This is a genomic window from Rhodanobacter lycopersici (genome assembly GCF_040812335.1).
GTDB classification, from domain to species: domain Bacteria; phylum Pseudomonadota; class Gammaproteobacteria; order Xanthomonadales; family Rhodanobacteraceae; genus Rhodanobacter_A; species Rhodanobacter_A lycopersici.
Window position 1 is genome coordinate 680193 of the sequence record NZ_JBFOHK010000001.1, and the last position, 26639, is coordinate 706831.

A 26639-nucleotide genomic window follows, 5' to 3' on the forward strand; every position below is an offset into this window, starting at 1 on the left:
CGGATCGATCCCCGTGATTCCAAAGAAAAAGCCCGGCATGGGCCGGGCTTTTTCGTGACACTGCGACAAGTCCGATTACTGCTGGACCTGCAGCTCCACACGGCGGTTCTGCGCACGGCCCGCATCGGTGCTGTTGTCGCCGATCGGATCGTTCGCGCCATGGCCGATCGGGCCTTCCAGGCGGCTCGCGTCCACACCGTGGCCGGTCAGGTAGTCGTACACGATCTGTGCACGACGCTCCGACAGCGCCTGGTTGTACGCCGGCTTGCCCTTCGAGTCGGTGTAGCCCGCCACCGTCACGTGCACGTCCGGGTAACGCTGCAGCGTATCCACCGCCTGATCCAGGATCGCCACCGAGTCCGACGTCGGCACGGCCAGCGCCTTGTCGATTTCCGAAGCGTGCACATGGCCCTTCTTCGGATAGTCGAACTTGAAGTTCACACCACGCAGGTCGATCACCACCTTCTGCGGCGCAGGCGCTTCAGCCGGCGGCGGCGGCGGCGGCGGCGGCGGGGCCACCGGAGCCGGAGCAGCCGGCACCGCGCCAAAGCGCGACACGATGCTCAGGCCCAGGAACCAGTCGCCGTAGCCGCTCTTGTTCGGCTGGCTCTGGTCGTCCCAGTCGTAGCGGTAGCCACCTTCCACACGAACGTCGGAGCTGTCGGTGATCGACTTGGACAGACCCAGGCCCAGCTCGGCCGCCGGAGCCCAGCTGCTGTCCATCGGATCCTTGTGATGGCTGCCCATCACCGCGCCCAGCAGATACGGACGCCACGAACCATTGGTGAAGTACCAGCGCGCAGCGACGCCCACGTTGTTGCTGGCCCAGGTACCGGCATGGTCGTCGATGTCACGCTTGGTGCGGTCGACGAACAGGTCCAGCGAGAGGTTCGGTGTGAAGAACTTGCCCACGGCCAAGCCGTAATAGATCTGGCGGCTGTTGGTGTTGCGGTCCGAGTCGTTGTAATAGCCGCCGATGGTCGGCGCGATGTACCAGCGATCATCGAAACCATTCGGCCACGCCGGAGCAGCCGAGCTGTCGCTGCTGCCCGTGGTCGCCGCCGTGTTGTCCTGTGCGTGAACAGCACCCACGCCGCCCAAGGCCAGGGCAACCATGAAATAAAGGCCCTTGTGTTTCATCAGGTCTCTCCTCGTCAATTTGGTATTCGCGTCCGTTACACGCCAAAACGAGCACTGGCATGGCGTTGCATTTAACATCTTCGACAGCTTGTAACGCCTGTGCTTGGCGTTCTCACTCTGCAAGCGGGAACGAGTGTAGCAAAATCGTTAAACGCCGCGCACGGGGCAAAACAGCTTTTGCACTCCTCGGTACACTATCGTTCAGGGTTGATGACCGTCCCTTCCCCTACACCTGCCCGCGTGTATTTTTTGTATTGATCGAACGATGCCGCGACCGCATCGGCTTGCGATGTCCGATCCACGAAAAAGCCCGGCATGGGCCGGGCTTTTTCGTGGCACTGCGACAAGTCCGATTACTGCTGGACCTGCAGCTCCACACGGCGGTTCTGCGCACGGCCCGCATCGGTGCTGTTGTCGCCGATCGGATCGTTCGCGCCATGGCCGATCGGGCCTTCCAGGCGGCTCGCGTCCACACCGTGGCCGGTCAGGTAGTCGTACACGATCTGTGCACGACGCTCCGACAGCGCCTGGTTGTACGCCGGCTTGCCCTTCGAGTCGGTGTAGCCCGCCACCGTCACGTGCACGTCCGGGTAACGCTGCAGCGTATCCACCGCCTGATCCAGGATCGCCACCGAGTCCGACGTCGGCACGGCCAGCGCCTTGTCGATTTCCGAAGCGTGCACATGGCCCTTCTTCGGATAGTCGAACTTGAAGTTCACACCACGCAGGTCGATCACCACCTTCTGCGGCGCAGGCGCTTCAGCCGGCGGCGGCGGCGGCGGCGGCGGCGGGGCCACCGGAGCCGGAGCAGCCGGCACCGCGCCAAAGCGCGACACGATGCTCAGGCCCAGGAACCAGTCGCCGTAGCCGCTCTTGTTCGGCTGGCTCTGGTCGTCCCAGTCGTAGCGGTAGCCACCTTCCACACGAACGTCGGAGCTGTCGGTGATCGACTTGGACAGACCCAGGCCCAGCTCGGCCGCCGGAGCCCAGCTGCTGTCCATCGGGTCCTTGTGATGGCTGCCCATCACGGCCGCCAGCAGATAAGGGCGCCATGCGTTGCTACCCAGGTAGTAACGCACCGCAACACCCACGTTGTTGCTGGCCCAGGTACCACCCTGGTGGTCGATGTCGCGCTTGGTGCGATCGACGAACAGGTCCAGCGAGGTGTTGGCCGAAATGAACTTGCCCACGCCGAGGCCGTAGTAGAACTGGCGGCTGTTGGTGTTGCGGTCCGAGTCGTTGTAATAGCCGCCGATGGTCGGCGCGATGTACCAGCGATCATCGAAGCCATTCGGCCACGCCGGAGCGGCCGAGCTGTCGCTGCTGCCCGCGGTCGCCGCCGTGTTGTCCTGTGCATGAACGGCACCCACGCCGCCCAAGGCCAGGGCAACCATGAAATAAAGGCCCTTGTGTTTCATCAGGTCTCTCCCTTTTCGTTATTGAAACAATCGCACCCGCTTTACTGACGCGGCGACTCTTGCGCTAATCCGGTCGATCCATCCGGCTTCACGCAAATCTAACACATCGTGAATGTCGTGACAATTTGCGACGACCCATGTCGCCATGCAACATATGGCTCGGCGAGATTTGCCGCGAAGGCGCATTCAGAGCGTGAACATGCCCAGGAAGTGCTGGATCGGCATGGCATCCAGCGCCGCCGGATCGCGGATGGCTTCCAGGATCGCCTTGACCTTGTGCGACGGCAGGTGACCGCGCATGGCCGCTTCGAATTTCTTCAGCAGCATCGGGATGCCCTCGGCGCGGCGCTTGCGATGGCCGATCGGGTAGTCGATGGAAACCTTCTCCGTCGACGTGCCGTCCTTGAAGAACACCTGCACCGAGTTGCCGATGTAGCGTCTCTCAGGGTCGAAGTAGTCCTTGGTGAACTGCGGGTTCTCGCCGACCACCATCCTGTCGCGCAGGGCGTCGATGCGCGGGTCGGCAGCCACGTCGTCGTTGTAATCATCAGCGGTGAGACGGCCGAAGATCAGCGGTACGGCCACCATGTACTGGATGCAGTGGTCGCGGTCGGCATAGTTGGCCAGCGGGCCGGTCTTGTCGATGATGCGCATGCCCGCTTCCTGGGTCCCGATCACAACCTTCTCGATCTGGTCGAGCTTGCCGGCCACGGCGCCATGCAGCCTCATGGCGCACTCCACCGCCGTCTGGGCGTGAAACTCCGCCGGGAAGCTGATCTTGAACAGCACATTTTCCATCACGTAGCTGCCGAACGGGCGCTCGAACTCGAACGCGTTGCCCTTGAAGGCCACGTCGTAGTAGCCCCAGGTCTTGGCCGACAGCGCCGACGGGTAGCCCACCACACCGCGATACACCGCATTGATGGCGTGGATGACAGCGCGGCGGCAGGCATCGCCGGCGGCCCAGCTCTTGCGCGGACCGGTGTTCGGGGCGTGGCGGTAGGTGCGCAGGGCGCCGTTGTCGATCCAGCTATGCGAGACGGCGGTGGTGATCTGCTCCTTGTTGCCGCCGAGCATGGCCGTGGCCACGGCCGTGGAGGCCAGGCGGACCAGGATCACATGATCCTGACCCACGCGGTTGAAGCTGTTCTTGAGGGCGTAGCAACCCTGGATCTCATGGGCCTTGATCGCGTACCCCAGCACGTCGCGCACAGTCAGCGGCTTGCCGCCTTCGCGCTCGGCCTTGCGGCCCAGGTAGTCGGCCACAGCCAGGATGGCGCCCAGGTTGTCCGATGGATGGCCCCACTCGGCCGCCAGCCAAGTGTCGTTGAAGTCCAGCCAGCGGATCTGCGTGCCGATGGCGAACGCGGCTTGCACCGGATCCAGCTCGTGGCTGGTACCCGGCACACGGGCACCGCCCGGTAGGTGGGCGCCTGGCACGACTGGCCCGAGATGCTTGACGCACTCGGGAAACTTCATCGCCATCATCGCCGTAGCCAGCGAGTCCAGCAGCATGTAGCGCGCGGTGTCGTACGCCCCGGTGGAGTCGATCCGATAGTCGACCACGTAGTTGGCGACGTCGACCATCGGCTGGTCGGGGTCGGGACGCTTGGCGGAGCGAATGTCATGCGCACTCATGGGTGCTCGTCTCCTCGCGCAGGAAAACCGTCATCGCATGGGAAGCACAGACCCTATCGCTTGACGCGGACCTTGTCGAAGTTGCCTGACCGTGTCGCCATGCCAGAGGGAAACCGTCTCCTCCCCTGTGGGTTTACTCCACGGGCACACGCACCCAGCCTTCCATCAGCACGCGTGCGCTCCGGCTCATGATGGCCTTGGTAACGGTCCACGTACCGTCAACGAGCATCGCCTCCGCGCCGACCCGCAGCGTTCCCGACGGATGGCCAAAACGCACCGCCTGCCGCTCTCCGCCGCCGGCCGCAAGATTCACCAGCGTGCCCGGAATGGCCGCAGCCGTACCGATGGCCACTGCCGCCGTACCCATCATGGCGTGGTGCAGCTTGCCCATCGACATCGCGCGCACCAGCAGGTCGATGTCGCCTGCCTTCACGGGCTTGCCGCTCGAGGCGACGTAATCGGCCGGCCTGGCGACGAAGGCCACCTTGGGCGTGTGTTGCCGCGTGGCGATCCCGTCGAGCGACTTGATCAGGCCCATGCGCAGCGCGCCGTGCGCGCGAATGGTTTCGAACATCGCCAGCGCCTTGTCGTTGCTGTTGATGGCGTCCTGCAATTCCGTGCCGGTGTGACCGATGGCGGAAGCCTCGACGAAGATGGTGGGAATGCCGGCATTGATCATGGTCGCCTTGAGCGTACCGACGCCCGGCACCTCCAGATCGTCCACGAGGTTCCCGGTGGGGAACATGGCCCCACCCGCGCCGTCTTCCTCGGCGGCAGGATCCAGGAACTCCAACTGCACTTCGGCCGCCGGGAAGGTCACGCCATCCAGCTCGAAATCACCGGTTTCCTGCACTGCGCCATCGGTCATCGGCACATGGGCAATGATGGTCTTGTCGATGTTGGCCTGCCAGATGCGTACAGTGGCGACACCATTGCGGGGAACACGTGCGGCATCCACCAGACCACCCGTGATGGCGAACGGACCGACCGCCGCCGACAGGTTGCCGCAGTTGCCGCTCCAGTCGACGAACGCCTTGTCGATCGCCACCTGGCCGAACAGGTAATCCACGTCGTGGTCCGGCCGCGTGCTTTTGGACACGATCACCGTCTTGCTGGTGCTGGAGGTGGCGCCGCCCATGCCATCGATCTGCTTGCCGTAGGGATCGGGGCTGCCGATCACCCGCTGCAGCAGCGCATCGCGCGCCGCGCCCGGCACCTGCGCCGCCTCGGGCAAGTCTTGCAGGCGGAAGAACACACCCTTGCTGGTGCCGCCGCGCAGGTAGGTGGCGGGAATGCGGATCTGGGGCTTGTGGCTCATGGAAATCCAGTGTCGATGCAATGCTGTCATCGCCCTCTCTTCCTTGCGGGAGAGGGGTTTCGGTCATGCTGCCTGCGAAGCCTCGATGAAATCCTGCGCGAAGCGCTGCAGCACGCCACCCGCATCGTAGATCAACACTTCCTCGGCAGTATCCAGACGGCAGGTCACTGGCACCTCGATGCGCTCGCCGTTCCTGCGATGGATGACCAGGGTGAGGTCTGCGCGCGGCGTGCGCGCACCCACCACGTCGAAGGTCTCGGTGCCGTCGATGCCCAGCGTCTTGCGGTTGGTGCCGGGCTTGAACTCCAGCGGCAGCACGCCCATGCCGATCAGGTTGGTGCGATGGATGCGCTCGAAGCCTTCGGCCACGATCGCTTCCACGCCGGCCAGGCGCACGCCCTTCGCGGCCCAGTCGCGCGACGACCCCTGGCCGTAGTCGGCGCCGGCGATCACGATCAGCGGCTGCTTGCGGTCCATGTAGGTCTCGATCGCCTCCCACATGCGCGTGACCTTGCCTTCCGGCTCCACGCGCGCCAGCGAACCCCTCTTCACTTCGCCGTCGACCACGGCCATCTCGTTGATCAGCGTGGGGTTGGCGAAGGTGGCGCGCTGCGCCGTCAGGTGGTCGCCGCGGTGGGTCGCATACGAATTGAAGTCCTCTTCCGGCAGGCCCATCTTCGCCAGGTACTCGCCTGCGGCGCTGTTGGGCAGGATCGCGTTCGACGGCGACAGGTGGTCGGTGGTGATGTTGTCACCGAGCACGGCCAGCGGACGCATGCCCTTGAGCGTGCGCTCGCCGGCGAGTGCCCCCTCCCAGTACGGCGGACAGCGGATGTAAGTGCTCTGCGCGCGCCAGTCGTACAGCGGCGCGGCGCGGGTACCGGTGCGGCCGGTGCGCGCGAACATCGGCTCGTAGACCTTGCGGAACTGCTCGGGCTTCACGCTGGACGACACGATCGCATCGATCTCCACGTCGCTGGGCCAGATGTCCTTGAGCGTCACCGGCTGGCCGTTGGCGTCGATGCCAAGCACATCCTTCTCGATGTCGAAGCGGATGGTGCCGGCGATGGCGTAGGCCACCACCAGCGGCGGCGAAGCCAGGAAGGCCTGCTTGGCATACGGATGGATGCGGCCATCGAAGTTGCGGTTGCCCGACAGCACGGCCGTGGCGTACAGGTCGCGATCGATGATTTCCTGCTGGATCGCCGGATCGAGCGCACCGGACATGCCGTTACACGTGGTGCAGGCGAACGCGACGATGCCGAAGCCGAGCTTCTCCAGCTCGGGCAGCAGGTTCGCTTCCTTCAGATACAGTTCCACCGCCCTGGAGCCGGGCGCGAGCGAGCTCTTCACCCAAGGCTTGCGCGTGAGGCCGCGCGCATTCGCGTTGCGCGCCAGCAGGGCTGCCGCGATCACGTTGCGCGGATTGCTGGTGTTGGTGCAGCTGGTGATGGCGGCGATGATCACCGCGCCATCGGGCATCTGGCCCGGCTGTTCCTTCCATTGGCCGGCGATGCCACGTGCGGCGAGATCCGACGTGGGCAGGCGCTTGTGCGGGTTGGACGGCCCAGCCATGTTGCGCACCACCGAAGACAGATCGAACGTCAGCGTGCGCTCGTATTGCGCGTGCGCCAGCGTGTCGGCCCACAGGCCGGCGGCCCTGGCATAGGTTTCCACCAGCCTGACCTGCTCGTCGCTGCGGCCGGTGAGGCGCAGGTAGTCGATGGTCTGGTCGTCGATGAAGAACATCGCGGCGGTGGCGCCGTATTCGGGGGCCATGTTGGAGATGGTCGCGCGATCGCCCAGCGTGAGGCTGGCCGCGCCCTCGCCGCGGAATTCCAGGTAGGCGCCGACCACCTTCTCCTTGCGCAGGAACTCGGTGAGCGCCAGCACGATGTCGGTGGCGGTGATGCCGGGCTGGCGCTTGCCGGTGAGCTCCACGCCGACGATGTCGGGCAGGCGCATCCACGAGGCGCGGCCGAGCATCACGCTCTCCGCCTCCAGGCCGCCGACGCCTACGGCGATCACGCCGAGCGCATCCACGTGCGGCGTATGGCTGTCGGTGCCGACGCAGGTATCGGGATAGGCCACGCCCCTGCCCTGATCGTCGCGCTGCACCTGGATCACCGGCGACATCTTCTCCAGATTGATCTGGTGCATGATGCCGTTGCCCGGCGGGATCACGTCGACGTTCTCGAACGCCTGCTTGGTCCACTCGATGAAGTGGAAGCGGTCTTCGTTGCGGCGATCCTCGATCGCGCGGTTCTTCGCAAACGCGTTCGGGTCGAAGCCACCGCACTCCACCGCCAGCGAGTGGTCGACGATCAGCTGCACCGGCACCACCGGATTCACCTTGGCCGGGTCGCCGCCGCGCTCGGCAATCGCATCGCGCAGGCCGGCAAGATCGACCAGAGCCGTCTGGCCGAGGATGTCATGACACACCACGCGCGCCGGGAACCACGGGAAATCGCGCTCGCGCTTGCGCTCAATGAGCTGTTTGAGCGACTCGACGAGGATCGCCGGATCGCAGCGGCGCACCAGGTTCTCGGCAAGCACGCGCGAGGTATACGGCAGCGTGTCATAGGCGCCCGGCTGGATCGCCTCAACGGCCGCGCGCACATCGAAATAGTCCAGCGACGTGCCGGGGAGGGATTGGCGGTAGACGGTATTCATGGATATCAGGAACCTTTGGGATGAACGCCCGGCAGACGTGTTGACGGACCATTTTAGCCGGTGCAGGCCTCTTCCTTAAGGTCCCTGGTTTGACTGCCGTGCATGACAGCGTCGACAATGGACGGATACTGATCCCAAAAGGGAGTAGTTCCGGACACCGTTTCATCAGGTGTCCTTGCGGTGGTCGTCATCACGAGCGGAACACCGCTCCGGTCACCGCAGCGGTCCTGCCGCGAACGAGACTTTTGCAGTCATGACGGGCCGCGCGTGTCCGTCATGGCTGCACTAGTCTTACGCGCAGGGACCGACGCATGGCACCCACCGAATTTCTCTCCGGCCTGATGGCCATCGTCCTGCTCGACCTGGTGCTGGCCGGCGACAATGCCATCGTGATCGCACTGGCCGCGCGCAAACTTCCCGTGTCGTTGCAGAAGCGCGCCGTGTTCTGGGGCAGCTTCGGTGCGGTGCTGGTGCGCATTATGCTTACCGCGGCAGTGGTCTGGCTGCTGGAGCTGCCCGGCCTGATGCTGGTTGGCGGCCTGTTGTTGCTGCCGATCGCCTGGAAGCTGCTGAAGCAGGAAGACGCACCGCACGAGGTCGCCGCTGCCGGAAGCTTCTGGTCGGCGCTACGCACCATCGTCGTCGCCGATGCGCTGATGGGCCTGGACAACGTGCTGGCGATTGCCGGCGTATCGCGGGGCGACCTGCTGCTGGTCGTGCTGGGACTGCTGATCAGCGTGCCGCTGGTGGTGTGGGGATCCACGCTGATCCTGAAGCTGGTCGAACGCTTCCCCGTCATCGTCTATCTCGGCACCGGCGCGATCGCCTGGACGGCCGGCCGCATGATCGCGCACGACCACCTGCTGCGCGGCTGGTTCGATGCCCACCATGGCCTTGCGCACGCGCTGGAACTGCTGCTGGCCGTGTGCCTCTGCGTGGAGGGATGGCGGCGACGACGTCGGCGGCCGCCGCCGGGTTGAGGCGCCGGCTTCCGTATCAGAGCGTCATTGGCACACGCACCGTCACCAGCACGTCGGGCGTATCGCGGGTAACGCCGGCTCCCAGCGTGAAATTGACCGTGCGGGTGGGACTCAGGCGATAGGCGCCGCCGATCAACAACTGACCCAGCCAGATCTTGGTCGAGCCGGGTACCGTCTGGCCCATCTCCTTGGTGACACCGATAAAGCTCTGGTCGTAACCGATGCTGAGCGTGGCCTTGTCGTTCAGGGCGAAACCCATGCCGATGCTCACGTCGCCGACATTGCCGATCCTCACGTTGCCCAGATACTGCCTGCCCAGCACGAGGTCCTCCCACACACCGTGTCGCTCGAAGTTGTACAGATAGCTGAGGTTGCCGAAGAACACGACCGGATCGGACGGCAGCAGCCAGGTCATGCCCGGCTGCGCGGAATAGAAACCGGAACCGGTCGGCAGCTGCAACGGCAGGCCAGTGCCGGTGACGTTCTCCACGCAACGCGTCACGCAATCGGTGGTCACCTCGAACGGGTCCGTGCCGGTGCGCGACTTGAAGCGGAACCAGCCGACGAAATACGGTTTGTCCGCGCCGCCATCGTTGAACTGGTAGCGCGCCGTGGCCTCGATATCGCCCAGGCCGCTGCCGCTCGAACTCAGCACGTTGTTGGTCGCCGTCCCGGTGAAGATCTCGCGGCTGACGATGTTGCTGCCCGTCCACACGTAAGGCACGCGCACCTCCAGCTCGAAGCGGTTGGTGAAGCCGTAGCGCGCGGTGAGCGTGGTGGTCTGGGTGGTGGTCCGCACCGTGCGGACGTCGATCAGGCCGATCAGGATCGCCGGAATGACGGTGTAGCCGACCAGGTCGACCTGATCGGCGGAGGAGTAGCCGAACTGGTAGGAAGGCTCGATGACGAGCTTGCCCTTGGGTGTCAGCACGCCGGGCTGATTGGAGATCGGCGCGACTTCGGGCGGACGGGTATCCGTCGGCGGCGCCTGCCCGACGGTCTGTTCCTGTGCGGCAGCAACCGGCTCCACTGCACCAGGCGCCGGCATCGGCTCCGTCGATGCGTTGGCGCCGGAGCCGCCCAGGTTGCCGCCGCGCTGCTGCGCAAGCTCCTGCGCGCCGACCGCATGGCGCAAGGCCCGGTAGTCGGCCTGCTGCTGTGCAAGCTCCTTCCGCATCGCTCCAAGTTGAGCTACCTGCGCATCGATCTGCTGGCGCATCGCATTGATGCGTTCATCCTGTTCCTGCAGCCGCTTGCGGATCGCCGCGGAAGACGCCGGGGTGTCGCCGGGCGACGACGACGCCGGCGCTTGCGCCTCCTGCGCCCCAGCCCAGCCGCCGACGAGCATGAGTCCGGCACAACCCGCCGACCACAGCCACCGTTTGCGTTCCATGTCAGCTCCTGGCGAAACCGAAGGTGTGGATCCCGGCACCCGCAAGCGACACGGGCATCGGCGCGGAACCGCTCAATGCCCCAGCGACAGCAATTGCGCCGACTGCAGGGTGCTCTGCAGATTCATGTTGCGCAGGATCTGCATGGTGTTCACCGAAACGTCGAGCGTGGTGAGCGTGCGGATCGACTGGTTGTTCAGCGAGTTCTGGATGACCGTCGCAAGGCCGGCGTTCAGCCCCAGCAGGGAAACGGGTGCCGTGCTGCCCGAGGCAGCCGCACTCGTTGCGGGCGCGGCATTGGCCATCGTCGCGGACGAGGAGACCGTGCTGGCCGGCGCGGCCTGCACCGGTGCGGCCTCGACGCTGCCCGTTCCCGTCGAGGATGGCGTGATGCCGCCACCCGGCGAACCCTGCGCCAGCGCTGTCGCGGCTGCGTTCTGCGCCGTCGTGGCCGGATCGACGCTGTTGCCCGATCCGTTCTGGATCACCAGGTCCAGGTTGCCCAGCGCCGCCGCCAGATTGAGCGCCTGTTGCGGGGTGATCTGTGCCACGTTCGGTATGTCGATGCTGGTGGAGGCCACCAGGTTGCCGTCGATGTAGGCGACCTGCTGTATCCCCAGCGACGCCACCAGGCCATCGCCCAGGTCGAACCCGCCGCGCACCTGGTCCAGCCCGGCGTCGTCGACCGGTTTGCCGAAATCCGCCACGGCCGCCCGCCGACCGGCAGGTGCCGCGCCCTGCTCCGCATTTGCATCGCCCGGACGCGACGCTCCGGCATCCGGGCCCGCGGCCGCCCCGCCCATCGCATGCGCGATCCCCGTGCCGCCCAGCAGGCACAGCGGCAATGCCACACGCATCGTGCTCAACAGCTTCTTCATCACGATCACCTCAATACTGGCCGGGGCCGTACTTGGGCATGGTGAGGTAGTACAGCGGGCGCCGGTCGACGCCTGCTGTCAGCGACGCGTACGGCGCGGCCTTCCAGTCACTGACCGTGTTGAATCGCGCAAGAGCGCGCCGGTTGTAGATCACGAACAACAGCTTGTTCTTCCATAGCTGCTCGAAGCGGTCGCGCGGAATCGAGCGCGTGCCCAGGGCGGGATCGCCGATCAGCACACGCCCGTAGGCCAGCCCCTTGATCACCACGAAATGGTGGTACTTCTTTTCCTCGATCAGCACGATCGCCGGCAGGTGTTCTTCCTGGAGTTTCTCGAGCGGCGCATGGAAGCCGTCGGCCTGGAAGCCATTGGCTTCCAGGAAGCGCTTGATGTCCAGCAGCGAAAATCCTTCCTTGTTGATCTTCGCGCGGTTGCCATGCGCGTACATCTGCGCGAAGGCGATCTGCTCGCTGACCGGATAGCCGTACTGGTAGGTCAGCAGGGTGGCCACGGCCGCGGAGCCGCAGCTGAAGTCGTATTTCTGCCGGATGGTGTTCCTGAACCTGGCTTCCTTCAGGGTGGTCAGGTGCAGCGCAAGGGTCTGCTGTGCACCGTTGTTGATCAGCACCGTGGCAGCCGGCACGCTGGCGGGGCCCGCGATCGCCACCAGCATCGCAAGCGATGGCAGCCATTGCCTCATGGCTTGAACTGCACGTTGACGATGACGCCGTTCTGGATCAGCACGTTGTTGCCGGTGTTCTGGATGACCGTCGGCAACCCCGTGGCGCCACTGAACGAGTTTGCGCTGATCGCATTCGATCCGGTGTTCACCCTTGTCGCGCTGTTGTTCGATACCGTGCCATTGAGGTTCTGGTTGTTGCGGACGCTCGTGCCGCCGCTGTAGCTGTCCAGCGTCGCTGCACTCACCGCCTGCCCCAGTCCGCCGACGTAGGCCGGAGACGTCGCCGCGGCCGCCTGCCGTTGCTGGCCGGCATCATTCGGCGCCGCCGCGGCGTCCAACCCTGCAAGCGTTCCCGCAAGGCACAGCAGCAGCGCGCCTGTCGCAGTTCTCGTCGAAGGCATGACGCTTCTCCCTCACATAGGGCGCATCGAAAACGACCGGGGCGGCCGATTGCCGAAGGCGACCGGCCAGCACCGCCGACACGATGGGGCGATGCGCGCCCCATCGTGTCGAATGGCCGTCTCTCAATGGCCCACGCTCAGGTTGGCCTGCACAGTCACGCCTTGCTGGATCAGCGCCGCCGCGCCGCTGTTCTGGGCGATCGTCGTGATGCCGGCAGCGCCTTCTCCGGCGGCACTCATGCTGTTGGCCATGTCGAAGGAGCCGGCATCCGCCGCCGCCGTTCCGCCATTGCCGCCATTGCCTGCCGCACCGCCGCTGCCGTCACCGCCCGTGCTCATGCCGCCGGCACCGCCGGCTCCACCGGCGCCGCCGACACTGGCGACCGCACCGCTGGTGCCACCCATCGACGAGCTGTTGCCGCTGGTCGAGGTCGCCGCGCCAGACGTGTTGGTGCCGCCACCCGCACTACCGGCGCCGCCCGTGGCGCCGCCCGTGCCGGCGTGATGGCCGGCGTTGGCCGAGGCATCACCGCCCGAACCCCAGCCGTTGGCGCCGAACGCGCCGCTGCCGGCCGCGGAATCGCCGCTGCTCGAACCCGAACCACCGGCGAAGCCGCTGTGCGCGAAAGCGTTGCCGCCGTCGCCGCCCGATCCGCCATTGGCGTTGCCGCCACGGCCGCCGCTGCCGCGGCCGCCATTGCCGCCACGCGCGCCGTTCGCGTTGCCGAGGTTGTCGGCGCTGTTGCCGATACCAAAGACCCTGACGTTGCTCACCGCCCCTTCAAGGTCGGTGTTGGCCACCGCGACGCTCTTGTTGAATGCGTCGCTGACCGAGGCGCTGGCCGTTCCGCCGTTGTCCGCCGCGGCCGTCCCGAAACCGGAGCTGTCGACATCGCTCAAGCTCACGTTCTTGGTGTTGGTGCTCGAGTCGGTGTAGCTATGCGTGCTCGAATTGGTGTTGCCCGAATGGTTGACCGAGCTGTTGTTGTGCTCGTTAGACGAGTTGTTGTTGTGCTGGTTGGAGTTGTTGTTCGCCATGGCCGGGAGGGCAAGTCCCAAACCAAGCACCAGCGCCGTGTAAAGAAGAGTCTTGCGCATATGGATTCCTCCCGGAATGCCACAGTGACCCCCTGCTTTTGCTTTGCCTGTCCAGCAAGCTCTCCTCCCCAGCAAACTGCATGCCGCCCACGCCACGCCTGGCGGCTCTCAAAAACAGTGCTTGCGAATCAATCGATTGCACGCAGATCATTCGACCGCTCTTCGCGACAGTGGATGCATGGAAGATTCCAGGCGATACGCTCCTGTTACATCCTTTTCCCGCCGCAGTTGCGGCCGGACGGGTCGCCGCAGGCAAGGTTTCCAGAAAGGTCAACCAGTTGCGCCCGAAATCGCCAATCGCTCGAGACTGTATCGTTTCCGTTACAGCCGTCGTCATTGCGAAACACCCGATGAGAATCGGCTTCGTCCATTGCCCAAAGGAAAGGGGCCCTGCGGCCCCTTTCCTCGCTGTCTCGAACCCTCGGCGGCTCAACGCTTGTCGATCGGCACGTAGGTCTGGTCCTCGGGGCCGATGTAGTTCGCACTAGGGCGGATGATCTTGCCATCCTGGCGTTGCTCGATCACGTGCGCACTCCAGCCCGAAGTGCGGGCGATCACGAACAGCGGCGTGAACATCGCGGTGGGCACACCCATCATGTGGTAGGCGCTGGCCGAGTACCAGTCGAGGTTGGGGAACATCTTCTTGATCTCGCCCATCACCTTCTCGATGCGCTCGGAGACGTCGAACAACACCGGGTTGCCGCCGTCGGTGCACAGCTTGCGCGAGATCTCCTTGATGATGACGTTGCGCGGGTCGGACACCGTGTACACCGGGTGGCCAAAGCCGATGATGATCTCCTTGCGCTCCACGCGGGCGCGGATGTCGGCCTCGGCCTCGTCGGCGCTGCGGTAGCGCGCGATGATCTCCATCGCCACCTCGTTCGCGCCGCCGTGCTTCGGACCGCGCAGCGCGCCGATCGCGCCGGTGATGGCCGAGTACATGTCCGAACCGGTACCGGCGATCACGCGGGCGGTGAAGGTGGAGGCGTTGAACTCGTGCTCGGCGTACAGCACCAGCGACTTGTCCAGCGCGTTCGCGTGCAGCTCGCTGGGCGCCTTGCCGTGCAGCACGTGCAGGAAGTGCGCGGCGATGGAGTCGTCGTCGGTCTCGGTCTCGACGCGCTTGCCGTTGTGGCTGAAGTGGTACCAGTACAGCAGCATCGAGCCAAAGCTGGCCATCAGGCGGTCGGCGATGTCGCGGGCACCGGTGACGTTGTGGTCATCCTTTTCCGGCAGCACGGTGCCCAGTACCGAGCAGCCGGTGCGCAGCACGTCCATCGGATGGGTGGCGGCCGGCAGCAGTTCCAGCGCACTCTTCACCGGCGCCGGCAGGCCGCGCAGGCGCTTCAGCCTGGCCTTGTAGTTCTGCAACTCAGTCCAGTTCGGCAGCACGCCGTAGACCAGCAGGTGCGCCACTTCCTCGAAGCAACCCTTGGCGGCCAGGTCGTGGATGTCGTAGCCGCGGTAGTGCAGGTCATTGCCGCTGCGGCCTACCGTGCACAGCGCGGTGTTGCCGGCGGCCACGCCGGACAGCGCCACGGATTTCTTGGCCTTGGGAAGGACTTGCTCGCTCATGGGTGTCTCCTGTGATGCAGGGGTAAATCAAAACATCCGCGTAGGAGCGACTTCAGCCGCGACCGGTGAGTGGATCGCGGCTGAAGCCGCTCCTACAAGGCATTCGTGCAAGCGCGTCAGCCTTGCTTGTTGAACAGCGCATCGAGCTTGTCCTCGTAGGCGTGGTAGCCCAGGAAGTCGTACAGCTCCTCGCGCGTCTGCAAGGTGTCGATGATGTGCTTCTGGGTGCCCTCGCGGCGCACCGTCTCGTAGAAATTCAGCGCCGCCTTGTTCATGGCGCGGTAGGCGCCGCAACAGTACAGCGCGATGTCCACGTTGGCCGAGCACAGCTCGTCGGTGGTGAAGAACGGCGTGGAACCGAATTCGGTGAGGTTGGCCAGGATCGGCACCTTCACCGCGGCCTTGAACCTGCGGTAGTCGTCCAGCGTTTTCATCGCCTCGGGGAAGATCATGTCGGCGCCGGCCTCGACATAGGCGCAGGCGCGCTCGATGGCGGCGTCGATGCCTTCCACCGCGGCGGCGTCGGTGCGCGCCATCACCACGAAGCCGGCGTCGGTCTTCGCATCCACCGCGGCCTTCACGCGATCGACCATCTCCTCCTTCGGCACCACTTCCTTGCCGGGGCGGTGGCCGCAGCGCTTCTGGCCCACCTGGTCCTCGATGTGCACCGCGGCCACGCCGATGCGCTCGAAGTTGCGGATGGTACGCGCGATGTTGAAGGCACCACCCCAGCCAGTGTCGATGTCCACCAGCAGCGGCAGGCCGGTGGCATCGACGATGCGGCGTGCGTCGGTGAGCACGTCTTCCATGGTGGAGATGCCGAGGTCGGGCATGCCCAGCGAGTTGGCGGCCACGCCGCCGCCGGAGAGGTACAACGCCTGGTAGCCCACGCGTTTGGCCATCAGGCCAGCGTAGGCGGTGATCGCACCGATCACCTGCAACGGCGATTCGGCGGCAAGCGCGGCGCGGAAGCGGGTGCCCGCAGTGGCTGACTGTGTCATGTGGCCTCCGTCAAAACAGTCATTTTAGCCTACGTGGCCGCGCACCCGGGATAGGACGTTCGCCGGGCCGACGCGGTGCGCGACGGCATGGCCGCGACGAGTGCCTCTTGCGTATCGCGCAGCCGGCCATACCATAGTCTTAGACAATGATACCCATGCCAACAATCAATTGGATTGATTGCAAGGCGCCACCTAACATTCTTCACAAGCTTTCAACCACCAGGAGCAACACAGATGTCGCTTATCAACACCGAAGTGAAACCGTTCAAGGCGCAGGCGTTCAAGGCCGGCCAGTTCATCGAAGTGACCGAGGCCGACCTCAAGGGCAAGTGGTCCGTGGTGTTCTTCTACCCGGCAGACTTCACCTTCGTCTGCCCGACCGAGCTGGAAGACCTCGCCGACAACTACGCCGAATTCCAGAAGCTGGGCGTGGAAATCTACAGCGTCTCGACCGACACGCATTTCTCGCACAAGGCGTGGCACGACACCTCGGACGCGATCAAGAAGATCGGCTACACCATGGTCGGCGACCCGACCCATGCGATCAGCCGCAACTTCGAGGTGCTGATCGAGGATGCCGGCCTGGCCGACCGCGGCACCTTCGTGGTCGATCCGCAGGGCAAGATCCAGATCGTCGAGATCACCGCCGGCGGCATCGGCCGCGACGCCAAGGAACTGCTGCGCAAGGTGAAGGCCGCGCAGTACGTCGCCAGCCACCCGGGCGAAGTGTGCCCGGCCAAGTGGAAGGAAGGCGAGAAGACCCTGGCTCCCTCGCTGGACCTGGTCGGCAAGATCTGATCCATCGCTACACCTGCGACACCGGACCCGGGCGCCAGCCGCCCGGGTCCCTCCCCGAGGATGCTTGTGCCAGCGGCCCGTGCCCGGCTTCGCTCCCCTCGCAGCCGCCCTCCCCCCGACATCGGCCGCTGCCACAAGCCTCTCTCTCCCCCTTTCCCATCCGCACCGGAGTGCTCGCCATGCTCGACGAAGCCATCAAGGCCCAGCTGAAGGGCTATCTGGAAAAACTCACGCAGCCGATCGAACTGGTCGCCACGCTGGACGACAGCGCGAAGTCGCGCGAGCTGGACGAACTGCTGCACGAAATCGCCTCGCTCAGCGACAAGATCGCCCTGCGTCGCGACGACAACGAAGCGCGCAAGCCCTCGTTCGCGATCAACCGCGTCGGCACCGACGTCGGCGTGCGCTTCGCCGGCATCCCGCTGGGCCACGAGTTCACCTCGCTGGTGCTGGCGCTGCTGCAGGTGGGTGGCCATCCGTCCAAGGCGGCGGCCGAGACCATCGCGCAGGTGCAGAACCTCGAAGGCGAGTTCCACTTCGAAACCTATTTCTCGCTGTCCTGCCAGAACTGCCCGGACGTGGTGCAGGCGCTCAACCTGATGAGCGTGCTGAACCCGAACATCCACCACGTCGCCATCGACGGCGCGCTGTACCAGGACGAAGTGGATCGCCGCCAGATCATGTCGGTGCCCACCGTGTACCTGAACGGCGAAGTCTTCGACCAGGGCCGCATGAGCCTGGAACAGATCGTGGCGAAGCTCGACACCGGTGCCGCCGCGCGCGCCGCAGCAGCGATCAGGACCAAGCAAGCCTTCGACGTGCTGGTGGTGGGTGGCGGCCCGGCTGGCGCCGCGGCGGCGATCTACGCCGCGCGCAAGGGCATCCGCACCGGCGTGGCGGCCGAGCGCTTCGGCGGCCAGGTGCTGGACACCATGGCGATCGAGAACTTCATCTCGGTCGACTACACCGAAGGCCCGAAGCTGGGTGCGGCGCTGGAGCAGCACGTGCGCAACTACGACGTGGACATCATGAACCTGCAGCGCGCCACGAAGCTGGTTCCGGCCGATGAATCTGCCAGCGGCCTGGTCGAGATCGAACTGGAAAACGGCGCCAGCCTGCAGGCGAAGTCGGTGGTGCTCTCCACCGGCGCGCGCTGGCGGCAGATGGGCGTGCCCGGCGAGAACGACTACCGCAACAAGGGCGTGGCCTACTGCCCGCACTGCGACGGCCCGCTGTTCAAGGGCAAGCGCGTGGCGGTGATCGGCGGCGGCAACTCCGGTGTCGAAGCAGCCATCGACCTGGCCGGCATCGTCGCCCACGTCACCTTGATCGAGTTCGACAGCAAGCTGCGCGCCGACGAGGTGCTGCAACGCAAGCTGCGCAGCCTGCCCAACGTGGAGGTGATCGTCAGCGCGCAAAGCACCGAGGTGCTGGGCGACGGCCAGAAGGTCAGCGGCCTCGTCTACAAGGATCGCAACGACGGCACCATGCACAGCCTCTCGCTGGAAGGCATCTTCGTGCAGATCGGCCTGCTGCCCAACACCGAGTGGCTGAAGGGTACGCTGGAGCTCAGCCCGCGCGGCGAGATCGTGATTGATGCGCGCGGCCAGACCTCCCTGCCTGGCGTGTTCGCCGCCGGCGACGCCACCACGGTGCCGTACAAGCAGATCGTGATTGCGATGGGTGCGGGCTCCACCGCCGCGCTGGGTGCGTTCGACCATCTGATCCGCACGTCGGTGCCGGCAGCGGCGATGGTCACGGCTTGAGGCTTATTACAAGGCGAGCGGTGCCCACCTTGCGCAAATGCCCTTCGACTTCGGCCCTGCGGGCCTACGCTCAGGGCGAACGGACGGAGATCACCTCATCCATTCGCCCTGAGCGTAGCGAAGCGGAGTCGAAGGGCCATCCCCATCGCACCTTCTAGCTCGCCTGATCCGGCCCCCGCTCCAGCGCCTTGCGGATCTCCTCCAGCGCCGCCGGATCGTCCAGCGTGGACAGATCGCCTGGATCGCGCTGCTCAGCCAACGCCTGCAACGAACGGCGCAGCAACTTGCCCGAGCGCGTCTTGGGCAAGGCATTGACCACATACACCCGCGTCGGCTTCGCCACGCTGCCGAGCTGGTCCACCACGCACTGCTGCATGCCGCGCGCCACTTCGCTGGCGCCGCCCCCCGCCTCCTGCTTCAGCGTGGCGAACACCACCGGCACCTGGCCCTTTAATTCGTCGCGCACGCCGATCACTGCCGCCTCGGCCACCGCCGGGTGGCCGGCCACGGATTCCTCGATCTCGCGCGTACCCAGGCGGTGCCCGGCCACGTTGATCACGTCGTCGGTTCGGCCGAGGATGAAGGTGTAGCCGTCTGCGTCGCGGATCGCCCAGTCCAGCGAGCTGTAGACCAGCTCGCGGAAGTGGCTGAAGTAGCTGTGCACGTAGCGGTCGTCGTCGCGCCAGATGGTGCTGAGGCAACCAGGCGGTAGCGGCGGTTCCAGCACCAGCACGCCCTTGGTGCCGGCCGGCACTTCCCTGCCGCTGTTCTCGTCGATCACCTTCATCTTGTAGCCCGGCGCCGGCAGGCCGGGCGAACCGAGCTTCGCGGGTTTCATGTCCAGTCCCGGCATCAGCGTGATCGCGGGCCAGCCGGTTTCGGTCTGCCAGTAGTTGTCGACCACCGGCACGCCCAGTTCCGCGTTGATCCATTGCGAGGTGGGTTCGTCCAGTGGCTCGCCGGCGAGGAACAGCCACTGCAGCTTCGACAGGTCGTGTGAATGCAACCAGCTCGCGTCCTGTTTCTTCAGCACGCGGATCGCGGTGGGCGAGGAGAACATGCTGCGCACGCCGTATTTTTCGCACAGCCCCCACCACACGCCCGGGTCGGGTCGCGTGGGCAGGCCTTCGTAGAGCAGCGAGGTGGCGCCACCGATCAGCGGCCCGTACACGTTGTAGGAATGCCCCACCGCCCAGCCCACGTCGGAAGTGGAGAACATCACCTGCCCCGGCGCGATGTCGAAAATGCAGCGTATCGACATCGCCATCGCCACCGCGTAGCCGCCGGTGTCGCGCTGCACGCCCTTGGGCTTGCCGGTGGTGCCCGAGGTGTAGAGCAGGTAGCTGGGTTCGTTCGACTCCAGCCACGCGACTGGCACCTCGGTGCCATCGTGCTTCGCGCGCAGCTCGGCGTAATCCGCGTCGCGGCCGAGCACGCGCGTCATCTGCGGGTCGAGCCCGCGATCGATCACCAGCACTTTCGGCGGAGGCGCCGAGGCCTCGTTCAATGCCGCATCCACCAGCGGCTTGTACGGAATCACCTTGCCCGCGCGCATGCCTGCATCGGCGCAGACCAGCAACTTCGGCTGCGCATCGTCGATGCGCAACGCGAGGTTGTGTGCCGCGAAGCCGCCGAACACCACCGAGTGGATTGCGCCGATGCGCGTGCAGGCCAGCATCGCGAACACCGCCTCGGCAATGTTCGGCAGGTAGATCACCACGCGATCGCCGCGGCCCACGCCAAGCGACTGCAGCACCGCGGCAAAGATGTTCACCTCGCGATGCAGCTCGCGATAGCTGAACTCGCGCGTGATCCCCGTCTCGCTGGATACCGCCACCAGCCCCAGCTGCTCCGCGCGTTCGGCGAGATGCCGGTCCACCGCGTTGTAACAGAGGTTGGTGGTTCCGCCCACGAACCAGCGTCGGAACGGCGCGCTCGATTGATCGAGGATTCGCTGCGGCGGCGTGTCCCAATGGATGCGCCGGGCTTGTTCGGCCCAGAACATCTCCGGCTGCTCGATCGACTGCCGGTAGAACGCCTCGTAGCGCATCGCCTGCCCTCCGGTCCCGGTACTGCAAGGCTAGATCATGCCCCCGTCCGGGACACCGCGACCATGGTCGAAACCTCGCCCGTGCAGCTAACCGGAGGGCCCCTGCCCCCTGCGCCGGCCGGCAAAGGTCGGCAACTGCCAGTGATAGCGCAGCGAGAGCTGCCGGATACCGCTACTGAGCAGGATGCCGGCCCACGGCAGCCATTGCACGGACCAGCCCAGGCGTTCGCCGAGCACCTCGACGCTGGCGCCGAGCAGGGCGGCGGAGGCATAGATCTCGCGTTGCAGGATCAGCGGTATCCGGTTCAGCAGCACGTCGCGCATCACGCCGCCGCCGACCGCGGTCACCACGCCAAGCAGGATCGCAGGTTCCGCGCCGTGGCCGTAATGCAGCGCCTTGTGCGCGCCGGCGACGGCGAAGAAGCCCATGCCGATGCCGTCGAAGAAGCGCACTGGATAGGCCAGCCGCTGCACCAGCGGATAGGCGCCCAGCGCGGTCAGCACCGCCAGGATGGACACGCCCATGTAGCGCCAGTCCGACAGACCGGTGGGCGGGATCGCGCCGATGCACAGGTCGCGCACGATGCCGCCGCCGCAGGCCACGATGAAGGCCACCGCGGCGATGCCGAACAGGTCCAGGTTGCGCTGCCTGGCTGCGATCGCGCCGCTCAGCGCGAAGACGAAGGTTCCGGTCAGGTCGAGCAGGGAAAACAGGAAAGCCTCGCTCATCCCTGCGCCCCGGCGCCGGCGATCCACGCTGCGGCGGCGGACAACATCGCCTGCAGTCCGGTCTTCAGGGTACGCGGCAGCACCGGCGCGAACTTCGGCGAGTGGTTGCTCGGGATCGCGTTGATCTTTCCCTTCGCCCTGGCCTCGGCGTAGATCGCCGGGTCGGTGCCGCCGACGAACCAGAACACGTAAGGCACTTTCCAGGTCCGGCCGAACACGCTGAAGTCCTCGCTGGCCGCGGCCGGCGCCGTCTCGTACGCGCGCTCGCCGAATTGCGCCTTGAACGCGGCGACCACGCGCGCGGTCGCCTGTGCGTCGTTCTCGGTCAGCGGATAGCTGCTCAGGGTGGTGAATTCCGGATCGCGCTCGGCGTTCGAGGCGGCGCACTCGGCGCAGCAGATGCGCTTCACCGCCGACAGCATGTGCTCGCGCACGCCTTCGTCGTAGGTGCGGATGTTGAGCTTCAGCGTGGCGTCGTCCGGGATGATGTTTTCCTTGGTGCCCGCCTGCAGCGCGCCGACGGTCAGCACGGCGCTGTCGATCGGCGCGATCTCGCGCGAGACGATGGTCTGCAGGCGCAGCGTCGCCGAGGCGGCCATGATCACCGGGTCGATCGCCGTCTGTGGCTGCGAACCGTGCGAGCCGCGGCCGAACAGTTTCACCTTCAGGCTGTCGCCGGCCGAGAGTATCGTGCCGCTGCGGTAACCGACCGTGCCCGCCTCACCGACCATCACATGCTGGCCGAGGATGACCTCCGGCTGCGGGAAGCGCTCGGCCATCCCGGCATCCATCATGCCCTGGGCGCCCCGACCGACTTCCTCGCCGGGTTGGAACACCGCCAGCACAGTGCCCTTCCACCGGTCGCGGTGTTCGGCCAACAGGCGCGTCGCGCCCATCAGCCAGGTCACATGCAGGTCATGCCCGCAGGCATGCGCCACGCCCACCTCGATGCCGTCCTCGTCCTTCGCGGTCACCGTGCTGGCATAGGGAAGCCCAGTGGCCTCCACGACCGGCAACGCATCCATGTCGGCGCGCAGCATCACCGTGGGGCCCACGCCGTTGCGCAGCAGGCCGACCACGCCGGTGCCGCCGACCCCGCGCGTCACCTCGTAGCCATGCGCGGCCAGCCAGTCGGCCGCGATTCCGGCGGTGCGGACTTCCTGCATCGACGGCTCCGGATGGCGATGCAGGTCCTGGTAGATGCGTTCCAACTCGGGCAGCAAGGCCTCGATGGAAGCATCCAGTGCGGCGACCAGTGAACTCATGATGTGTCCTCGACAATGCTCTGCGTGCAGATTCAATGCAGCGGGTCGTACGACCCGTTCCGGTAGATGCAGCCGGCGCGCATCACGAAATCCACCTGCGCCGTCGCTGCGATGTCGGCGAGCGGGTCGCCGCGCATCGCCACGATGTCGGCTTGCCGGCCTGGCGCGAGCACGCCGATGTCCGCGCATTGCAGCAGCTCGGCGGCAACGCTGGTGGCGGCCTTGAGCGCACGCACGGGCGTCAGCCCCGCCGCCACCATCGCCTGGAATTCGAGGATGCCGCGGTTGAAGGGAAACATGCCGCAATCGGTGCCATAGGCGATCTTCGCCCGGCTGTTCACCATGCGCCGCTGGGCGATCTCGATGGCATCCACATCGCGTTTGAACTTCCAGGTCGCCTGCGGCGGTAACTGGTTCGCCAGCAGCATGTCCTTGTCCTCGCGCGTCATCTGCATGGTCGGCACCAGGAAGGCGCCATTCTGCTCGGCCATGCGGACGCCCTCGTCGTCGATCAGATAGCAGTGCTCCAGGCTGCGCACGCCGGCGCGCAATGCCTGCTTGCAGCCTTCCGCCGCTCCGGTATGCACCGCCACCGGCAGGCCGAGCTGGTGGGCGGCCTCGGCCAGGCACCGCATCTCGTCCTCGAACCAGGTCACCCGTGCCGGATCGTCGCCGAAGCTCATGTAGCCGCCGGTGTTCATGGTCTTGATCCAGTCGCCGCCGAACGCGTGCTCCATGCGCACCAGCTCGCGAAGCTTGCCCGGCGAGTCGGCCACCTTCGACAGGCCCGAGTGGCAATGACAGGGAAACGCGCCCTGCATGTCGCCGTGGCCTCCGGTCGCACTGATCATGTGCGCGGCCACGAACAGCCGTGGACCGTGCACCAGGCCGCGGGCGATCGCGTCGCGCAGGTTGATCGTCGGCCAGTCCGGATCGAACGTGCCCATGTCGCGCAGCGTGGTGAAGCCGTAGCGCATGTACTGCTGCGCCAGATGCAGGCCGGTCAGGGCCTTGGTCGCCGAGCACTGCAACACCTGCTCTTTCAGGCGCAGACCGTCGAGGCACAGGTGGACGTGCGTGTCGATGAAACCCGGTGCGACCGTGCGGTCGGCCAGATCCACGACTTTCGCTCCCGCGGGCCGTGCCACCGTCGGCGCGATCTCCGCCACGCGATCATGCTCGACGAGGATTTCGGCGGGTCCCGAGAGACCATCGCCGAGACCGTCAAACACCGCGCCGCACACTAGGACTGTCGCTGCCATCCGCCGAGCCTCCGTCCGACGCATGAGCATATTCCCGTGCCCACGGGACCGGGTAAAAGCGGCGTGACAGCGCCATCCGCTTCGCCTGGAACTGCTTGCGGCCAAACAACGACGGGCCGGCAAAAGCCGGCCCGTCGGGTGTCGCGGGATCATCTGGTTAGCGTGCCTTCGCTGCCCGCAAGGACGCGCCCGTGCGAAATCACTTCGCGAACAGGTGCTCCACGCCCGCGCGCTCCTCGCGCAGTTCCTTGTTGGTGGCGTCGATGCGCGCCTGCGAGAACGCGTTGATCGCCAGGCCCTGCACGATGGCGTACTTGCCGTCCTTCACCGTCACCGGGTAACCGAAGATCACGCCCGGCTCAATGCCGTAGGAACCGTCGGACGGGATGCCCATCGAGACCCAGTCGCCCTCGGCCGTGCCCTGCGCCCAGGTGCGCATGTGGTCGATCGCGGCGGAAGCGGCCGAGGCGGCGGACGAAGCGCCGCGCGCCTTGATGATGGCCGCGCCACGCTGCTGCACGGTAGGGATGAAGTCGCTCTCGTACCACGCCTGGTCGACCAGGCTCAGCGCCGGCTTGCCGTCCACGGTGGCGTGGTGCAGGTCCGGATACTGGGTAGAACTGTGGTTGCCCCAGATCGTCATCTTCCTGACGTCGGTGTTGTGCTTGCCGGTCTTCTCGGCCAGCTGGCTCATCGCGCGGTTGTGGTCCAGGCGCACCATCGCGGTGAAGCACTTCGGATCCAGGCTCGGGGCATTCTGCTGGGCGATCAGCGCATTGGTGTTGGCCGGGTTGCCGACCACCAGCACCTTCACGTCGCGCTTGGCGTGGTCGTTCAGCGCCTTGCCCTGCGGAGCGAAGATCGCGCCGTTGGCTTCAAGCAGGTCCTTGCGCTCCATGCCCGGGCCGCGCGGACGGGCGCCGACCAGCAGCGCGTAGTCGACGTCCTTGAAGGCGACGTTGACGTCGTCGGTGGCGACCACGCCGGCCAGGGTCGGGAACGCGCAGTCGTTGAGTTCCATCACCACGCCCTGCAACGCGGGCAGCGCCGGAGTGATTTCCAGCAGGTGCAGGATCACGGGCTGGTCGGGGCCGAGCATGTCGCCGGCGGCGATGCGGAACAGCAAGGCGTAGCCGATCTGGCCGGCGGCACCGGTAACGGCAACTCGAACGGGGGCTTTCATCGTTGGATCTCCGGGATGGGTCGTGCGGGATTCGAAAAACGTGCTTCGCCTCAAGCGAGTTCGGCGAAGAACTCCTGGATGCGTTGCAGGCCGGGCTGCAATTGAGCCGGCGGGCAGGTATAGGAAATGCGCAGGGCACGCGGCTCGCCGAAGGCCGAACCCGGCACACAGGCCACGCCCTTGGCTTCCAGCAGTGCGGCGCACAGTTCCACGTCGCTGGAAATCTTCGTGCCGTTGTGGCTCTTGCCGAACGCCACCGAGATGTCGGGGAACGCGTAGAACGCGCCCTGCGGCCGCGGGCAGGTGACGCCCGGAATCGCGTTGAGCGCGGCGACCACGGTGTCGCGCCGTGCGGCGAATTCGGCGCACTTGGCCTGCGGGATGTCCTGCGGGCCGGTGAACGCGGCCACCGCGGCGGCGGTGATCACTTCCGGCACGCTGGTGATGTGATTGGAGTTGAGCGTGGTGACCGCCCTGGCCACGGATTCGGGGCCGGCCAGCAGGCCCACGCGCCAGCCCGGCATGCCGTAGGTCTTGGACACCGAGTCGACGAAGACCAGCCGGTCCTTCAGCTCCGGCTTCGCGAACACGAAGTTGTGGTAGCCGATGCCGTCGAACACCATCGAGTTGTAGATGTCGTCGGTGATGATCCAGGTGTCCGGGTGTTTCGCCAGCACCCCGGCCAGCGCGGCGATTTCCTCGCGCGTGTAGACCATGCCCGTCGGATTGGACGGGTTGTTGAACAGGAACACCCTGGGCTTGCGCGCCAGGGCGGCGTCGAGCTGCGCCGGGGTGAGCTTGTAGGCCTGCTCCGGGCCGCAATGCAGCACGTTGGCCTTCGCGCCCACGATGTCGGCGATGTCGCGGTAGGTGGTCCAGTACGGCGCGGCGAAGGCGATCTCGTCGCCTTCGTCCAGCAGCGCCTCGGCCAGGTTGTACAGCACCTGCTTGGCGCCGATACCCACCGACAGGTTGGCGTGGCCGTAGCCGGTGAAGCCCAGCGCCTCGATATGCTTCAGGAACGCATCCAGCAACGGCTCGGCGCCACGGTTGCTGCCGTACTGGCCGCTGTCATGGCTGAGCGCCTCGCGCGCGGCCGCGTACACGTGCTCGCCGGGCAGGAAGTTCGGCACGCCGATGGAGAAGCTGATGATGTCGCGGCCGGCGGCCCTGAGCTGCTTCGCCTTGGCGGCGATGACCATGATCGCGCTGGGCTTGGCGCGGCCGACGCGCTGGGCGAGCTGGGGCATGACTTCCTCGTGTTCGTGGGGAGGGGAACGGAAGCGGCAAACCCGGCGATTTTAGCATGCGGCAGTGCCGCGGCTCCGGCTTCCGCAAGAGTTTGCGCCATCACGATCCATGGATGCATGCCCTGCCTGCGGATGGCATGATG

21 protein-coding genes are annotated in these 26639 nt (G+C 66.0%); 3 read left to right on the forward strand and 18 right to left on the reverse strand.

Annotation, left to right across the window (positions count from 1 at the left end; all coding sequences use genetic code 11):
• Window positions 1–75: 75 nt before the first annotated feature.
• From ABQJ54_RS03155 to acnD, 5 genes are all read right to left on the reverse strand, one after another.
• Window positions 76–1140, reverse strand: a complete 1065-nt coding sequence (locus ABQJ54_RS03155) for an OmpA family protein (protein ID WP_367852809.1) — start codon at window positions 1138–1140, stop codon at window positions 76–78.
• A gap of 353 nt (window positions 1141–1493) precedes the next feature.
• Window positions 1494–2558, reverse strand: a complete 1065-nt coding sequence (locus tag ABQJ54_RS03160) for an OmpA family protein (RefSeq protein WP_367852810.1) — start codon at window positions 2556–2558, stop codon at window positions 1494–1496.
• Between the two features lie 186 nt (window positions 2559–2744).
• Window positions 2745–4196: a bifunctional 2-methylcitrate dehydratase/aconitate hydratase gene (locus ABQJ54_RS03165; protein ID WP_367852811.1), complete on the reverse strand. Its 1452-nt coding sequence runs from the start codon at window positions 4194–4196 to the stop codon at window positions 2745–2747.
• A gap of 133 nt (window positions 4197–4329) precedes the next feature.
• Entirely contained in the window at window positions 4330–5514 is a 1185-nt protein-coding gene (gene prpF, locus ABQJ54_RS03170) for a 2-methylaconitate cis-trans isomerase PrpF (protein WP_367852812.1), read from the reverse strand.
• Window positions 5515–5577: 63 nt separating this feature from the next.
• Window positions 5578–8187, reverse strand: a complete 2610-nt coding sequence (gene acnD, locus ABQJ54_RS03175) for a Fe/S-dependent 2-methylisocitrate dehydratase AcnD (protein WP_367852813.1) — start codon at window positions 8185–8187, stop codon at window positions 5578–5580.
• Between the two features lie 311 nt (window positions 8188–8498).
• On the opposite strand from acnD, the gene ABQJ54_RS03180 reads away from it, so the two are divergent.
• A complete protein-coding gene (locus ABQJ54_RS03180; protein ID WP_367852814.1) occupies window positions 8499–9167 on the forward strand; it encodes a TerC family protein in 669 nt (222 codons plus the stop codon).
• A gap of 16 nt (window positions 9168–9183) precedes the next feature.
• Here ABQJ54_RS03180 and ABQJ54_RS03185 read toward each other — a convergent pair whose 3' ends face one another.
• From ABQJ54_RS03185 to prpB, 7 genes are all read right to left on the reverse strand, one after another.
• Window positions 9184–10560: a coiled-coil domain-containing protein gene (locus ABQJ54_RS03185; protein WP_367852815.1), complete on the reverse strand. Its 1377-nt coding sequence runs from the start codon at window positions 10558–10560 to the stop codon at window positions 9184–9186.
• A gap of 72 nt (window positions 10561–10632) precedes the next feature.
• Window positions 10633–11436: a hypothetical protein gene (locus ABQJ54_RS03190; RefSeq protein ID WP_367852816.1), complete on the reverse strand. Its 804-nt coding sequence runs from the start codon at window positions 11434–11436 to the stop codon at window positions 10633–10635.
• A gap of 10 nt (window positions 11437–11446) precedes the next feature.
• Window positions 11447–12136, reverse strand: a complete 690-nt coding sequence (locus tag ABQJ54_RS03195; RefSeq protein WP_367852817.1) for a C39 family peptidase — start codon at window positions 12134–12136, stop codon at window positions 11447–11449.
• Window positions 12133–12519, reverse strand: coding sequence for a hypothetical protein (locus tag ABQJ54_RS03200; protein ID WP_367852818.1), 387 nt, complete (start codon window positions 12517–12519; stop codon window positions 12133–12135). The genes ABQJ54_RS03195 and ABQJ54_RS03200 overlap by 4 nt, the downstream gene beginning before the upstream one ends.
• Window positions 12520–12642: 123 nt before the next feature.
• On the reverse strand, window positions 12643–13617 hold the full coding sequence (locus ABQJ54_RS03205; RefSeq protein ID WP_367852819.1) for a hypothetical protein: 975 nt from the start codon (window positions 13615–13617) through the stop codon (window positions 12643–12645).
• A 429-nt stretch (window positions 13618–14046) separates the two neighbouring features.
• A complete protein-coding gene (gene prpC, locus ABQJ54_RS03210; RefSeq protein WP_367852820.1) occupies window positions 14047–15192 on the reverse strand; it encodes a bifunctional 2-methylcitrate synthase/citrate synthase in 1146 nt (381 codons plus the stop codon).
• Window positions 15193–15308: 116 nt separating this feature from the next.
• A complete protein-coding gene (prpB, locus tag ABQJ54_RS03215) occupies window positions 15309–16193 on the reverse strand; it encodes a methylisocitrate lyase (RefSeq protein ID WP_367852821.1) in 885 nt (294 codons plus the stop codon).
• A gap of 234 nt (window positions 16194–16427) precedes the next feature.
• Here prpB and ahpC point away from each other — a divergent pair, with 234 nt between their 5' ends.
• Window positions 16428–16991: an alkyl hydroperoxide reductase subunit C gene (gene ahpC, locus ABQJ54_RS03220; protein WP_367852822.1), complete on the forward strand. Its 564-nt coding sequence runs from the start codon at window positions 16428–16430 to the stop codon at window positions 16989–16991.
• A gap of 179 nt (window positions 16992–17170) precedes the next feature.
• Window positions 17171–18757, forward strand: coding sequence for an alkyl hydroperoxide reductase subunit F (gene ahpF, locus ABQJ54_RS03225; RefSeq protein WP_367852823.1), 1587 nt, complete (start codon window positions 17171–17173; stop codon window positions 18755–18757).
• A gap of 154 nt (window positions 18758–18911) precedes the next feature.
• On the opposite strand, the gene prpE is transcribed toward ahpF, so the two are convergent.
• From prpE to ABQJ54_RS03255, 6 genes are all read right to left on the reverse strand, one after another.
• On the reverse strand, window positions 18912–20807 hold the full coding sequence (gene prpE, locus ABQJ54_RS03230; RefSeq protein WP_367852824.1) for a propionate--CoA ligase: 1896 nt from the start codon (window positions 20805–20807) through the stop codon (window positions 18912–18914).
• A gap of 87 nt (window positions 20808–20894) precedes the next feature.
• The gene (locus ABQJ54_RS03235) at window positions 20895–21536 is read right to left on the reverse strand and encodes a trimeric intracellular cation channel family protein (RefSeq protein ID WP_367852825.1); all 642 of its coding nucleotides are present in this window, start codon (window positions 21534–21536) and stop codon (window positions 20895–20897) included.
• Window positions 21533–22801: an amidohydrolase gene (locus tag ABQJ54_RS03240; RefSeq protein WP_367852826.1), complete on the reverse strand. Its 1269-nt coding sequence runs from the start codon at window positions 22799–22801 to the stop codon at window positions 21533–21535. Before ABQJ54_RS03240 ends, ABQJ54_RS03235 begins: the two co-directional genes overlap by 4 nt.
• Before the next feature lie 32 nt (window positions 22802–22833).
• Complete coding sequence (locus tag ABQJ54_RS03245; protein WP_367852827.1) at window positions 22834–24063, reverse strand: metal-dependent hydrolase family protein; 1230 nt, start codon at window positions 24061–24063, stop codon at window positions 22834–22836.
• A 199-nt stretch (window positions 24064–24262) separates the two neighbouring features.
• The gene (locus tag ABQJ54_RS03250) at window positions 24263–25246 is read right to left on the reverse strand and encodes a malate dehydrogenase (protein WP_367852828.1); all 984 of its coding nucleotides are present in this window, start codon (window positions 25244–25246) and stop codon (window positions 24263–24265) included.
• 50 nt (window positions 25247–25296) lie between these two features.
• On the reverse strand, window positions 25297–26496 hold the full coding sequence (locus tag ABQJ54_RS03255) for a pyridoxal phosphate-dependent aminotransferase (RefSeq protein WP_367852829.1): 1200 nt from the start codon (window positions 26494–26496) through the stop codon (window positions 25297–25299).
• Window positions 26497–26639: the final 143 nt, after the last annotated feature.

Excerpts from the sequence above, each read along its gene's own strand:
- prpB (WP_367852821.1), bottom strand. The coding sequence starts at position 16,193 with ATGACACAGTCAGCCACTGCGGGCACCCGCTTCCGCGCCGCGCTTGCC.
- prpF (WP_367852812.1), bottom strand. The coding sequence starts at position 5,514 with ATGAGCCACAAGCCCCAGATCCGCATTCCCGCCACCTACCTGCGCGGC.
- ahpC (WP_367852822.1), top strand. The coding sequence starts at position 16,428 with ATGTCGCTTATCAACACCGAAGTGAAACCGTTCAAGGCGCAGGCGTTC.
- ABQJ54_RS03235 (WP_367852825.1), bottom strand. The coding sequence starts at position 21,536 with ATGAGCGAGGCTTTCCTGTTTTCCCTGCTCGACCTGACCGGAACCTTC.
- ABQJ54_RS03205 (WP_367852819.1), bottom strand. The coding sequence starts at position 13,617 with ATGCGCAAGACTCTTCTTTACACGGCGCTGGTGCTTGGTTTGGGACTT.
- ABQJ54_RS03255 (WP_367852829.1), bottom strand. The coding sequence starts at position 26,496 with ATGCCCCAGCTCGCCCAGCGCGTCGGCCGCGCCAAGCCCAGCGCGATC.
- acnD (WP_367852813.1), bottom strand. The coding sequence starts at position 8,187 with ATGAATACCGTCTACCGCCAATCCCTCCCCGGCACGTCGCTGGACTAT.
- ABQJ54_RS03250 (WP_367852828.1), bottom strand. The coding sequence starts at position 25,246 with ATGAAAGCCCCCGTTCGAGTTGCCGTTACCGGTGCCGCCGGCCAGATC.
- ABQJ54_RS03165 (WP_367852811.1), bottom strand. The coding sequence starts at position 4,196 with ATGAGTGCGCATGACATTCGCTCCGCCAAGCGTCCCGACCCCGACCAG.
- ABQJ54_RS03180 (WP_367852814.1), top strand. The coding sequence starts at position 8,499 with ATGGCACCCACCGAATTTCTCTCCGGCCTGATGGCCATCGTCCTGCTC.
- prpE (WP_367852824.1), bottom strand. The coding sequence starts at position 20,807 with ATGCGCTACGAGGCGTTCTACCGGCAGTCGATCGAGCAGCCGGAGATG.
- ABQJ54_RS03160 (WP_367852810.1), bottom strand. The coding sequence starts at position 2,558 with ATGAAACACAAGGGCCTTTATTTCATGGTTGCCCTGGCCTTGGGCGGC.
- ABQJ54_RS03200 (WP_367852818.1), bottom strand. The coding sequence starts at position 12,519 with ATGCCTTCGACGAGAACTGCGACAGGCGCGCTGCTGCTGTGCCTTGCG.
- ABQJ54_RS03155 (WP_367852809.1), bottom strand. The coding sequence starts at position 1,140 with ATGAAACACAAGGGCCTTTATTTCATGGTTGCCCTGGCCTTGGGCGGC.
- ABQJ54_RS03240 (WP_367852826.1), bottom strand. The coding sequence starts at position 22,801 with ATGAGTTCACTGGTCGCCGCACTGGATGCTTCCATCGAGGCCTTGCTG.
- ABQJ54_RS03190 (WP_367852816.1), bottom strand. The coding sequence starts at position 11,436 with ATGAAGAAGCTGTTGAGCACGATGCGTGTGGCATTGCCGCTGTGCCTG.
- ahpF (WP_367852823.1), top strand. The coding sequence starts at position 17,171 with ATGCTCGACGAAGCCATCAAGGCCCAGCTGAAGGGCTATCTGGAAAAA.
- ABQJ54_RS03185 (WP_367852815.1), bottom strand. The coding sequence starts at position 10,560 with ATGGAACGCAAACGGTGGCTGTGGTCGGCGGGTTGTGCCGGACTCATG.
- prpC (WP_367852820.1), bottom strand. The coding sequence starts at position 15,192 with ATGAGCGAGCAAGTCCTTCCCAAGGCCAAGAAATCCGTGGCGCTGTCC.
- ABQJ54_RS03245 (WP_367852827.1), bottom strand. The coding sequence starts at position 24,063 with ATGGCAGCGACAGTCCTAGTGTGCGGCGCGGTGTTTGACGGTCTCGGC.
- ABQJ54_RS03195 (WP_367852817.1), bottom strand. The coding sequence starts at position 12,136 with ATGAGGCAATGGCTGCCATCGCTTGCGATGCTGGTGGCGATCGCGGGC.